The organism is Paenibacillus sp. GM1FR (assembly GCF_002803315.1).
GTDB classification, from domain to species: domain Bacteria; phylum Bacillota; class Bacilli; order Paenibacillales; family Paenibacillaceae; genus Paenibacillus; species Paenibacillus amylolyticus.
In genome coordinates, this window is record NZ_MKZL01000033.1 from 155,548 (window position 1) to 169,177 (window position 13,630).

8 protein-coding genes are annotated in these 13,630 nt (G+C 45.3%); 6 read left to right on the plus strand and 2 right to left on the minus strand.

Going from position 1 to position 13,630, the window contains the following annotated elements; genetic code table 11:
• The first annotated feature begins 209 nt into the window (after positions 1-209).
• Positions 210-2,957 carry a PAS domain-containing hybrid sensor histidine kinase/response regulator gene (locus PAEAM_RS20895; protein WP_165789996.1) on the plus strand — a complete coding sequence of 916 codons (2,748 nt, stop codon included), beginning with the start codon at positions 210-212 and terminating at the stop codon, positions 2,955-2,957.
• Positions 2,958-3,007: 50 nt separating this feature from the next.
• Here the strand turns inward: PAEAM_RS20895 and PAEAM_RS20900 are convergent, their stop codons facing one another.
• Together PAEAM_RS20900 and PAEAM_RS20905 are read right to left on the minus strand one after the other, a co-directional pair.
• On the minus strand, positions 3,008-3,220 hold the full coding sequence (locus PAEAM_RS20900) for a cation:proton antiporter regulatory subunit (RefSeq protein WP_017688899.1): 213 nt from the start codon (positions 3,218-3,220) through the stop codon (positions 3,008-3,010).
• 117 nt (positions 3,221-3,337) lie between these two features.
• Positions 3,338-4,039, minus strand: a complete 702-nt coding sequence (locus tag PAEAM_RS20905) for a DUF3153 domain-containing protein (RefSeq protein ID WP_165789997.1) — start codon at positions 4,037-4,039, stop codon at positions 3,338-3,340.
• 666 nt (positions 4,040-4,705) lie between these two features.
• Between PAEAM_RS20905 and PAEAM_RS20910 the strand changes: the two genes are divergently transcribed.
• From PAEAM_RS20910 to PAEAM_RS20930, 5 genes are all read left to right on the plus strand, one after another.
• Complete coding sequence (locus PAEAM_RS20910) at positions 4,706-6,400, plus strand: M3 family oligoendopeptidase (protein ID WP_100528828.1); 1,695 nt, start codon at positions 4,706-4,708, stop codon at positions 6,398-6,400.
• Positions 6,401-6,646: 246 nt separating this feature from the next.
• Positions 6,647-7,798: an iron-containing alcohol dehydrogenase gene (locus PAEAM_RS20915; RefSeq protein WP_036608771.1), complete on the plus strand. Its 1,152-nt coding sequence runs from the start codon at positions 6,647-6,649 to the stop codon at positions 7,796-7,798.
• A gap of 519 nt (positions 7,799-8,317) precedes the next feature.
• Entirely contained in the window at positions 8,318-9,487 is a 1,170-nt protein-coding gene (locus PAEAM_RS20920; RefSeq protein WP_036608767.1) for a glucose-1-phosphate adenylyltransferase, read from the plus strand.
• 26 nt (positions 9,488-9,513) lie between these two features.
• A complete protein-coding gene (gene glgD / locus PAEAM_RS20925) occupies positions 9,514-10,617 on the plus strand; it encodes a glucose-1-phosphate adenylyltransferase subunit GlgD (RefSeq protein ID WP_036608765.1) in 1,104 nt (367 codons plus the stop codon).
• A 428-nt stretch (positions 10,618-11,045) separates the two neighbouring features.
• Entirely contained in the window at positions 11,046-13,478 is a 2,433-nt protein-coding gene (locus PAEAM_RS20930; protein ID WP_036608763.1) for a glycogen/starch/alpha-glucan phosphorylase, read from the plus strand.
• Positions 13,479-13,630 lie beyond the last annotated feature (152 nt).

Genomic DNA, 13,630 nt, shown 5'->3' on the forward strand with positions numbered 1-13,630 from the left:
ATCCATAACCTCCGTTCCTATTCGAATATTCAACATTGTATAATCGGGAGAGCACGGGTATTGTGTAGTATATGTCGATTCAAGCAGGGATTTTGCCCGATCTCGTTTATCAAACATGGCATTTGGGGTAGTACTCTATAGATGAAGTTATGTTCAGGTCTATCTATTCATACGGAATACATTCAGATTCTCATAAAGGAGGACATGTAATGTCGAAATCCATTACAGAGAGCCGATCTCTGTTCGAACAATTGTATACGCACGCACCAATCGGCATTGCTGTCGCATCGCATGTAAATGGACGGTGGTTGCAGCTTAATCCTGCATTTTGCGAGATGCTTGCATACAGTGAAGATGAACTGATCGATACTTCGGTCATACATATGATCTACGAAGAAGATCTGCATATGGAGGAATTCCGCAGCAAGTTCTGGGAAATGACTCATGAAACAAGTCCGATGTACGAGACGGAGGTTCGTCTGAAACGAAAGGACGGTTCGTTATTATGGGCAACCATTAGAGCTTGCATTGTTAGGGATGAAACGAATGGTGAGCCATTGTATCTGTTGGTACAGGCTGCTGACATTACGAAACAAAAAGATGCAGAGGAAATCCTCATTGTGCAACGTAAGCAATTGGAAGAGAGCAGTCGCATCTCTCGCCTGCTGGCGGAGTCTTCACTAGACCTGATTGCAATACATGATGCCGATTCAAGTCGTACATTTAAATATGTATCAAATGCATGTAAAACCATGTTGGGCTATGAGTTGGAAGAAGTTATAGGTAAGCCGGGAACATTTGTTATCTATCCGGAGGATGTGCCTTTGGTTGAAGCGTACGTAGAAGAGCAGAGAAAGGGTCTGGCTCCCAAACGGCTCAATTATCGCCTGTTACATAAGGATGGATCTACGGTATGGGCAGATACGATTACGCACTATGTATATGACGATTCAGGTGAATTAATGGAGATGGTCGCCGTAACCCGCGATATCACAGCCAGCCAGCAACAACAGTTAAGCATGCAGGAGTACAGATCGTTATTTGACTGTAATCCCCTAGGTGTGGCTTCTCTTGATCTGGAAGGCAATCTGCTGAAAGCCAATATGGGTCAGGAACAGTTGACAGGACACACCAAGGAGGAGCTGCTGAGTCGGCCTTTTGATCACCTCATTGATCCTGTGGATCTGGAGAAGACTCGATATCATTTTGAGGAAACGGTGAAGGGCAATGCACAGAGCTACGAGATAGGTTTAATTCACAAAAATGGGCAGCGGATTGAAACAAATGTGATTAATGTTCCTATTATACTTGAGGACAAAGTTGTTGGGATCTACGGGATTACGAGTGACATTACTGAGTCCAAACGTTACGTCGAGGAAATCGAGAATCTTAGTTATGAACGGGCATTGATTTTGAATGGCATGTCTGAGGGTGTTATTGGACTGGATCTGGAAGGGAATCTGAATTTTGCCAATCCGGCCGCTGCGGAGATCATGAACTTCTGTCCAAGTGAATTGAATGGCAAAGCACTAGAGCAATTGATGATCCAAATGCAGAGCGAAGGCATCCCCTACCCATCCAAGGATACACCAATTCTACAGGCTGTTCGTGAGGGACGAGGTCTGCCACGTACCGAATCCGTATTCTGGAGACAGGATGGGTCCAGTTTCCTGGCGGAGTTCCAATTGAAGCCGATTATGGATCAGGGTAGAACCCGCGGAGCAGTGTTGGTTTTCCGTGATATGACATCTGTTAAGGACATCATACGTGCCAAGGAAGCAGCAGAGCATGCAGACCGGGCCAAGTCCGAGTTTCTCGCCATCATGAGTCATGAGCTTCGTACGCCATTAAACGGCATCATGGGCATGGCCCATCTGTTAATGGAAACCGAGCTGGATGATGAACAGAAAGGTTTTGCGGAAATCATGATTGATAGCGGCGAATCCCTTTTGTACATTTTGAACGAAATTTTGGATTTCAGCAAAATCGAAGCAGGCAAAATGGATCTTGAGCGAGCACCTGTAGATATTAAGGCGATGCTGGGTGGGGTGATCGAGCTGTTTGCACTGAAGGCATCAGAGAAAAATATTGAACTCTATTGTGAAGTGTCGGATCACATTCCTGAACGCATTCGAGGGGATGAGACACGGATCCGGCAGATTTTGATCAATCTGGTGGGTAATGCCGTTAAATTCACAGAGCAGGGCCGTATTATGGTGAGCGTAGGTGCTGATTTCTCAGATGAGCATGGTCAGGATAACCTGATGTTGACCTTTAAGGTAAGAGATACGGGGATTGGCATTCCAATAGAAAAGCAGCATCAGTTGTTCCAATCCTTCTCACAGCTTGATCCGGCCATCAATCGTAAGTTTGGCGGGACAGGTCTAGGCCTTGCGATCAGCAAAAAACTGGTGGAGTTAATGGGCGGAGCGATTGGAGTACAGAGTGAGATCGGTGAGGGGGCAGAATTCCAGTTCACCCTCGTAGTGGAGCGGTGGTTAGAGGAAAGTAATGACCCGATCGAAATCACCACGAATGATGAACTGCAATTGGATCGAGCGAGTCTTGCCCATGACATCAAAATTTTGATTGCTGAGGATCAAGCGGTCAACAGTCATCTGTTGGAGGAGATGCTGCGAAAGTTTGGCGGAGTATGTGATATTGTTGAGAATGGTGCACAGGCCGTCGATTCATTGAACAAGATTCAATATGACCTGGTGTTTATGGATATTCAAATGCCCGTTATGGATGGGATTGAAGCGACCTGCCACATCAGACAGACCCACCCAGAAATACCGGTTATTGCAGCGATTACAGCTTTTGCAGGCGCCGGTGACCGTGAGGAGTGTCTGAAATGCGGGATGCAGGACTTTATCAGCAAACCGTTTCATTCCACAGAGATTAGCCGTGTACTGAATACATGGGTTCCATATATCCGCTCTCAAAGGGTAACGTAACGGAAAAATAACCTGCGCCTTGAAATTCAAGGTACAGGTTATTCTGTCATTTACGACCAGCCTCCGATTAAACCGGAGAGAGTCACGCATTCGTCATCTTCCAAATCTGCAATCAGAGTGAGTTCTTCGTTGTCTTGTGGATCAACGGAGAATAATTCACGGCGTCCGTCCTCATGCACAATAATGACTAACTGATGGCCGCCCTTTGTATCAAACTGGTACTTAACTCCGATACCAGGTAGTGGGCATTCGCGGATATTCATGAAACCTGTCACCTCTTTAGCTTTGCTTAATAAAAAATTAACCGTTCACACAGTACGGATGTATTCTACTATCCATAACACCGTTTGGCAAGTCACAAATAAAATTGGTGTGAAGAATTAATTTTTTCCGCGATGTGATCTTGCACTGTGGCGCTGTCTGGCCCGCCTGCGACGAACAAAAAACCAAATGAGCAGAGCAGCAATTAATAATAGACCAATGACTGCAATGATGATGATATTCCGGATATTGGGAACCTGTACAGTCAGATCCAGTTTATTCATCTGGAGGGGTGAAACGTGCCAAATGAGCGTTTTTCCGCCATCCTCCACTTGATCCGCATTCGAATCGGCTGCTTTGATGGGCAAAGACAACTTGAAGTCAAAGTTAACATCTTTTAACAAGAGGTTTTTAAGAAAGCTAGGCACCTTGTTAATTTGATTTTTGATCTCACCATCGGGCATGGACTCCATGAGATCGGCTTCTGCTGTAATGTGCATCTTGGAAGTGAAGAAGCCGGGGGAAGTTGATTGTTCAACCTTGATCCCTTGTGGTAACTTGGACGTATCAAAGCTGGTTTTATTGCTTTTTTCATAATGGCTGGTCGCTGTGAGCTGTTTCTGATCTCCCTGTTCCGAAACCTCTGCCTGGAAGTTATTTCGATTCAATGCATCTGCGATCAGAGGCATGAGATTGTCTTGTCCAATTTTTCCAAGAGCGGAGTTCTTTACGTTGAGATTGAGATCCAGATCCGTTGATCCATCCATATTCACCGTTAGATGGGCTTCTCCATCAGCACAGGCGGTCAAAACAGATAACATAAGGGCTAATAAAACAGTAAGAAATAGCTGACGTAAGGGAATGCGAGTTGACATGTCTTTCAACCTTTCTGCGTAAAAATCCAAATTCCATTTCATAGAAGTATAGTATACACCGTAAGTATGGCGGATGAAACTTTGCACCGTGCAGCCAGGTACGTATGATTTAGTGTGATCGGGGAAATAATCCATTTATTAAAATTAAAGATTTCGTATTTTTGTCAATGTTCGGTCAATTCAAACGGCGCTTCACCGTGTACACTAGTAGTAGTGTGATGAATATACGGAAGCAGGGAGGTTACATTCATGACATATATCATTATTATGGCCGTTATTATGGTCGTGGGCATGGTCGGAATGGGCTGGTTCTATCAGATTATGGATAAAGACCAAAGCTAGTATTAGTATTGTTTAAATGTGAAAAGAAGAGAGACAACCTATAAGCTGGCTTCGCTAACGCGAGGCGGGCTTATTAGTGTGGGGAAAAATTTTGAGGCACTGACCTTACATAAGTAAGTAATATTTGTAACCATTCATGTTGCACGATTTGACCGATGGACAAATATTTTTCGTAATTATGGGATTTTTTAGCTGCTCTTTTGTATAATAGGGGGTAGTTTAACTCGGGATACTCCCGAAATTCTGCCAAACAGGAAAGGGTGTACATAAATGAAATTTAGTGAGTATACGTATACACGTCCGAATCTGGAACACATCAAGACATCTTTCCGTGAGCTGTTGAGCGGTTTTGAAGCTGCGGCAACGGTTGAAGAACAGAGTGGGTTCATGGATCAGATTAACGCGCTGCGCAGTGATTTTGAGACACAAGCCCAATTGGTCTACATCCGTCATTCCATTGATACCAATGATGAGTTTTACAAGGCGGAGAACGAATTTCTGGATGAGAATGCACCAATTGTGCAGGAATATATCACGGATTTTTACCGTGCATTGGTTAACTCCAAATTCCGCAACGAGTTGGAACAAAAATGGGGTTCACAGCTGTTCCAACTGGCGGATCTTTCACTGAAAACATTCAGCCCGGAAATTATTGAAGAGCTCCAGAAGGAGAACAAACTTTCCACAGAATACAATCAGTTGATCGCATCGGCCAAAATTCCGTTCGAAGGTGAAGAGCGCACGTTGCCACAGCTTCATCCATTTGAACTGTCCACGGATCGCTCCATGCGGGAGCGTGCTTCGGAAGCCAGATACACGTTCATGGCTGAACATGAAGCTGAATTCGATCGCATTTACGACGAACTGGTTAAAGTACGTACACAGATCGCGAAGAAACTGGGATATCCAAGCTATGTGGAACTTGGCTATGATCGTATGAACCGTACGGATTACAACGCCGAGATGGTTGCCAACTTCCGTGCACAAGTCCGTGATTATATCGTGCCTGTGGCGACCAAACTCAGAGAGCGTCAGCGTAATCGGATTGATGTGGATACGCTGTATTATTACGATCAGGGTTTCAGCTTCAAGACGGGTAACCCGACACCTAAAGGTGACGCGGACTGGATTATTGATAATGGTAAAAAAATGTACGCTGAATTATCACCAGAGACGGATGCATTTTTCCAGATGATGACCGAAAACGAGCTTATGGATCTGGTAAGTAAAAAAGGTAAACAGGGCGGCGGATATTGTACGTTCCTGAACGATTACAAAGTGCCGTTTATCTTCTCCAACTTCAACGGTACCTCCGGTGATATTGATGTATTGACACATGAAGCAGGTCATGCTTTCCAGGTGTATGAGAGCCGTGATTTTGCAGTGCCTGAATACAACTGGCCGACATATGAATCGGCTGAGATTCATTCCATGAGTATGGAGTTTTTCACATGGCCGTGGATGCAGTTGTTCTTCAAGGAAGATACGGACAAGTACAAGTTTGATCACCTGTCTTCCGGTCTGTTGTTCATTCCGTATGGTGTAGCTGTGGATGAATTCCAGCATTTTGTGTATGCGAACCCGGATGCAACTCCAACTGAGCGTAAGCAGGCATGGCGCAACATTGAGAAGACCTATCTGCCACACATCAATTACAAAGATAATGCGTATTTGGAGCAAGGTGGTTTCTGGCATAAACAGGGTCACATTTTCTCATCGCCGTTCTATTACATTGACTACACGTTGGCACAAATCTGTGCATTCCAGTTCTGGAAACGCAGCAATGAGGACATTAAGTCCGCATGGGCCGACTATCTGACATTGTGCAAAGCGGGAGGAAGCCTGTCCTTCACTGGATTGGTTGAACTGGCTGGATTGAACTCACCATTCGAGGATGGCTGTGTATCCTCCGTAATTGGGGAGATTGAGGCATGGCTTGACGGCGTGAACGATAAGGCGCTGTAAGCCTTCGTAAGGATGCTTTTAGTGTAAGTACCTTCGGTAAGGTATAAGTAGTGGATAAAGCTTTAAGATAGATAAGTAAGACGGCTTGGAGACCTTCGGGTGTCTGGGTCGTCTTTTTCATTACGGGGAAAAATCAACCGCAAGTGTAACATTTATCGGTTTCATTGTGATTTATTTCACTATATCTGAAAACGGATTCAGTTACAATGAAGATAGTAAATCAGGGGTTACAGGAGGCTGGTTCAAATGGCAACACATGCATATTATGTTCCGCCCGTGAACTTGATGGGTAGAGGTTGTTTACAAGAAGCAGGTCAGATGATTGAACAGATGGGTATCCGCAAGGCGCTGGTTGTAAGTGATCGTCAATTGATTACTTCAGGCGTTGCTGAACAGGTACTGTCTATACTAAGAAAATCAGGGTTAGACTATGTAGTATATGATGAGGTTCAGCCTAATCCAACATGTCAGAATGTACATGATGGACTACAAGTATTCCAGGATCATGGCTGTGACGCCATTATATCGATAGGCGGAGGTTCACCGCAGGATGCTGCCAAAGGCATTGGCATTGTAGCTACGAACGGTGGGCATATCCGTGAATATGAAGGATTTCATCAATCAAAACATAAGTCTGTGCCACTTGTGGCTGTTAACACAACGGCTGGCACATCGAGCGAGGTGACAATTAACTACGTGATTACAGATGAGGAACGTAAAGTAAAGATGGTGATGGTGGACCGCAACAGTCTGGTCTCCCTGTCGGTTAATGATCCTGAGCTGATGCTCAGCAAACCTGCAAGTCTCACAGCGGCCACAGGAATGGATGCGTTGACACATGCCGTAGAAGCGATGGTTACACCAGGTGGATTTACAGTGACAAGTGCGACAGCTGCAGCAGCTGTTGAACTGATCTTTGAATACTTGCCAAGAGCCGTGAGAGACGGCAGTGATCTGGAAGCGCGGGAACATATGACGTATGCGTGTTTCCTTGGCGGGATTGCTTTTAATAATGCGGGCCTGGGTTATGTCCATGCGATGGCGCATCAACTGGGTGGCGTATATGATCTGCCGCATGGTGTCTGTAACGCAATGTTACTCCCCTATGTGGAAGAGTTGAACGCCAAGCATGTACCCGGCAAATTCCGTCATATTGCTAAGGCCATTGGTATGGATGTGAAGGGTAGAAGTGATGAGGAGTGTTCCGATTACGTCATTGAGGCCATACGTCAGCTATCGAAGGAAGTCGGCATTCCTGAGAAACTGTCTGAACTGGGTGTAAAAGATCCCGATGTGGAACTGCTTGCCGATAACGCGATGAAAGATGCCTGTGCACCAGGCAATCCATATCAACCGTCCAAGGATGAAGTGATGGAGCTGTTCCGTAAAATTATATAGACTGTTTCAGGAACGGATACACCAAAATAACAGACAAAATGAGCCGGGATCGAAAGTCGGCTTTTTTGTCATGTGAACTCATTCTTTTTACTTATTTTTCCACTTAATGTTTGCACAAAAACTAAAGGATTTTGCTTCTCTATTATCGAATATAATATGAATAACAGCGGCACGAGAAAGGGTAATCTTACCCGCAACTTGATGTCGATGTTTTCCAGTAAGATTCCCCAGTCCGTTTCGTGTTTAATGTTAAATAGGAGTAGTCTATTTCATTGTTCACGAGCTACACCTTAAGTTCTGCATCTAACATTCACCTCTGTAAGACAGTCAAGCAATTCTACACCAGCATCATCTCTATTTCAGGCTTTACAATCCAAGAAGTTCAACTGCAACAAAGATTCACCGGTTACACATCTGTACAGCAAGCTCCTAATCAAGACAACAGTGTCCACACAACAGAATATCGATTATGGGCTCTGAAATGAATCAGAACGAATGCACGTGGAGGAGGCTGTAATGATGGCGAAAAAAGAAGTCGTAGCGATGCTACTTGCCGGAGGGCAAGGTAAGAGGTTAAAAGGATTGACCAAATCACTGGCTAAGCCAGCTGTATATTTTGGGGGCACGTACCGAATCATTGATTTCCCGCTGAGTAACTGCTCTAATTCTGGTATTGATACAGTGGGTGTATTGACCCAATATGAACCACTTGTCTTACATTCCTATATTGGCATTGGCAGTGACTGGGATCTGGATCGAAAAAACGGCGGGGTATATGTACTTCCTCCACATGAACGTGAAGACGGTAGCAACTGGTACCGGGGTACAGCGGATGCGATCTTCCGGAACCTGAACTTTATTGAACAATTCGATCCTGAGCATGTGCTCATTCTGTCAGGGGATCATATCTATAAGATGGACTACGAAAAAATGCTCCAGTATCACAAAGAAAAAGATGCGGATTGCACCATATCGGTCATTGATGTCTCATTGGAAGAAGCCAGCCGGTTCGGAGTGCTGAACACCAACGATGACTACAGCATCTATGAATTTGAAGAAAAACCTCCTGAGCCCAAGAGCACACTGGCTTCCATGGGTATCTATCTCTTCAAGTGGGATGTACTGAAACGTTTCCTGATCCAGGATGAACAACAGGCATCCACCTCCTATGATTTTGGTAAAGATATTATTCCTTTATTGCTTGAAAATGAAAAATCCTTATATGCGTATCCATTTGAAGGTTATTGGAAAGACGTTGGTACCATTCGCAGTCTGTGGGAATCCAATATGGACCTTTTGGATGAAGACACACCGTTTAATCTGAATGATCCGGACTGGCGTATTTTCACACGTAATCCGAACCAACCTGCACAATACATCTCACCTTCGGGCAAGGTGCGGAATTGTATTATTAGTGAAGGTACTGTAGTGCATGGTGAGGTCAATCATTCTGTTCTGTTCTATGGAATTGAAGTTGGTGAGAACAGTGCGGTCATTGATTCGGTGATCATGCCAAGAGTGAAAATCGGGCAAAATGTGCGCATTTACCGAGCTATTATCGCAGAAGGATTGGTTATTCCGGATGGAACACAGATTTCGCCTGCACCGGAAGATGAGAGTGATATATTGCTCGTGGATCAGGAAGAACTGGAACGTCAGCTTCGCCAAGGAATAACTAGCAAGGCCTAATTGAAGTCAAAAGGACGGTGCATGCGATGAAACAATTGATCGGAGTTATTAACCTTGACCATGAACTTGAAGAATTGAAGGAATTGACGTATTTTCGCTGCGGAGCCGCGGTGCCTTATGCCGGGCGTTACCGTCTGATCGATTTTGTTCTATCCAATATGATGAATGCAGGCATTGAGAGTATTGGTGTATTTGTACGGCGAAAATATCGCTCGTTGATGGATCATCTTGGTGACGGTAAACCTTGGGATTTGGATCGCAAGCATGGTGGCATGTTTATTTTGCCACCAGACTGGAACGATCCAACAGATACATCACAAGGGGATTTGCAACATTTCCATAACAATTTGGACTTTTTCCACAGAGGGGCAGGACAATATGTTGTGCATGCGGGCAGTCGCCATGTGACCAAAGCAGACCTCCAGGATGTCTACAGGTATCACATCAGTAAAGGAGCGGACGTTACACTGGTTTGCAAAAAAGTAGATCAGCTGCTGCCTGAACATGACGCCTGTGTCAAAGTTGAACATGACGGGGACGGTAACGTGGTGGACATTCACCAAAGCGCTAATCACCCGAATATATATACAGAAATTTTCATCATGGAAAAAGAATTGTTCCTGCGCCAGGTGCAACGTTGCATTGATCATGGCGAGAGCCATTTCTTCCGGGATGTGATTCAAAAAAATCCGGATGGATTGAATATCGCTGCGTATGCATATGATGGCTATCACGCAGTCATCAATTCCATTGACAGTTATTATCGCAACAGTATGGATCTGCTGAACACAGGGCAATATGAACAACTGTTCAAGGAAGATCCGATCCAGACCAAAATTAAATACGAAGCGCCTGCCAAATATCTGGATACCGCCGATGTTAAACATTCACTTCTCGCGAATGGCTGCATAGTAGGTGGAGAGGTGGAGGACAGCATTCTGTTCCGTGGGGTACAGGTGGCCAAGGGTGCCAAAATAAAAGGTTCCATCATCATGCAGAAATGTTACATTGGTGAGGGGACGGTACTTGAGAACGTCATTCTCGATAAAGACGTGAAGCTGACCGGAGGACAGACGCTGATCGGCGACCCGTCGAATCCATACATTTTAGCGAAAAGTACTATTATCTAATGCCCACACGTAACCGATATCTTCTATAAATATATATAAAATAAAAATCCTGTAGGATGGATTTAAGGTTCATACACTTTCGACGCATGAATTGCATCTTCGAAAGTTCTCACCAGCATGCAAACGTAGTGGAGGGGACGAAATCGATTCTGAAGCGTAGCGTTCGCCTTTGGCTTCAAATTTTACCCTTGATTATATAAATTCAACTTAAACATTTACACAAAACGGAGAGGACAGAAATAACCTGAAGAAGCGCAGCGCTCGCCTTTATCCCCGGATTTTCCCATTTTAAAAGGAATCAAAAAAATCTGGGGATAACAGCGATCGGAAGGTTATTCTGTCATCGAAGTGTCCAGTGTAAATATTCTCTAGTTCAATTTGTATGAACCGCCACCATCCTGCAGGATTTCCCCGGGAGGAACCTACTTTTGTTTGACAACAAGGAAACGTTCAAGAGTATATTTACACGGAATCTGGTCAGCAAATTGGGCAAACCGATTGAAGAAGCAACACAGGAAGACGTGTACCATGTACTGGGAAGCATGATTCGTGAATATGCAGGCCAGGATTGGGCAGCGTCGAATCAGGGGTTCAAGCAGCGCCAGGATAAACAGGTCTATTACTTCTCGCTGGAATTCCTGATTGGACGTCTGCTCGGCAACAATCTGTTGAATGTGAATGAATTGGAATTGGTGCGTGACAGTTTAGCTGAGCTGGGCTTCTCCTTGGAGGAGATAGAAGAACAGGAGGCGGATGCAGGACTCGGTAACGGAGGTCTGGGACGACTCGCTGCCTGTTTCCTGGATTCACTCGCATCACTACGATATGCAGGACATGGTTGCGGGATTCGATATAAATACGGGTTGTTTGAGCAAAAAATCATCAATGGTAATCAGGTAGAGCTACCCGACAATTGGCTGGATAAGGGCAATGAATGGGAAGTCCGCCGTCCAGACAAAAAGGTGGAAGTACAGTTCTGGGGCCGAGTAGAAGCTCATGAGCAGGATGGAGAATATCAGTTTGTTACAAAAGATGCCGAATCGGTTGTCGCCATTCCCTATGACGTGCCTGTCATCGGTTATGGTCAAACCCATGTGAATACATTGCGTCTATGGAGTGCCGAGCCAAAGCGCGAGACTTCACTCGACACCCCTTCGAACTACTACGGTTATCTGGATTATAGCCGATCGGTTGAATCAATCTCGGAATTCCTGTATCCCGATGATTCCCAGTACGAAGGAAAGCTGCTGCGATTGAAGCAGCAATACTTCATGTGCTCAGCAGGTGTACAGAGCGCCTTGCGTACGTTCAACAAGCTGGAGCTACCGTATGATCGTTTGCCTGATAAAGTGGCCTTCCACATTAATGATACGCATCCAACCTTGGTTATTCCAGAACTGATGCGCATCCTGATTGATGTGAAGGGGTACGGCTGGGATGAAGCATGGGATATCACAACCCGTACTGTATCGTATACCAATCATACAACGCTTAGTGAGGCGCTTGAGAAATGGCCTGTATCCATGATCAGCAGGCTGCTGCCACGAATCTACATGATCATTGAAGAGATCAACAAACGCTTCTGTGGCATGCTGCTGGACCGGTATCCGGGAGATCAGGATCGCATAGGGCATCTGGCGATTGTTGCAAACGATCAGGTACGGATGGCGCATTTGGCGATTGTAGGCAGTCATAGCGTGAATGGTGTTGCTGCTCTGCACACCGAGATTTTGAAAGAGCGCGAGATGGCTCCGTTCTATGAACTGTATCCAGAGCGTTTCAATAACAAAACGAATGGTATCACCCATCGCCGCTGGTTGATGCATGCCAATCCGAAACTGTCTGATCTGATTACGGATACAATCGGTAACGAATGGATAACAGAGCCGGGCAAGCTGGACCAGTTGGCTGGTTTTGCGGATAATACATCATTCCAGGAGCAGTTCCGTTCAATTAAGCGGGATAACAAAGAGCGGCTTGCTGCGTATATTCTGGATCATACCGGGACAGCAGTGAATCCGGATTCCATCTTTGATGTACAGGTGAAGAGACTACACGGGTACAAACGTCAACTGTTGAACATTCTGCATGTTATGCATCTGTATAACCGGCTTAAGAATGATGCTTCGTTTGATATGGTGCCACGTACGTTCATCTTTGGTGCCAAGGCAGCGCCGAGTTATTATTTTGCCAAGAAAATTATCAAGTTGATCAACAACGTGGCTGACACGGTGAATCGGGATGCGGCCGTGAATGACCGCTTGAAGGTATTTTTCCTCGAAAACTATTCCGTCTCTCTTGCAGAGAAGATCATTCCCGCTGCGGATGTTAGTGAACAGATCTCAACCGCAGGTAAGGAAGCTTCCGGTACGGGCAACATGAAATTTATGATGAACGGTGCTTTAACGATTGGCACGATGGATGGAGCCAACGTGGAGATGGCGGAGCAGGTTGGGGAAGAAAATATGTTCATCTATGGTCTGCGTGCAGACGAAGTACTTGAGTATTATCGTTCCGGCAGCTATCGTCCGAATGAGATTGTGCAGCACGATGAACGCATTCGCGAGGTCGTGGAGCAACTGGTGCATCCAGGTGCATTCTGTTATCGTGACGGGGAGTTCTGGGATATATATGACTCCTTGCTGGCCCATGGTGATGAATACTTTGTATTGCGTGATTTTGCTGCTTATGCCGACGCGCATGCTGCGATTGACCAGGCGTATCGGGATATTCCGGGCTGGACTCGGAAAGCGATATTAAACACGGCACATTCCGGCATATTCTCCAGTGATCGTACCATTAGTGAGTATGCGACAGATATCTGGGGTATTCATCCCGTGTCCGGGAACTGGAAAGGTTAAGAATAGATTGTTAAACAAACAAATCCCCTTGTTCACAAGAGCTATCTCTGCTGGTAAATCAACCAGCGTAGAGAGCATCTCCTTGTAGAACAAGGGGATTTTGGCATCAGTGTATCATAGTGTCATTCAACTTGAAGAGAACCGCAACTCGT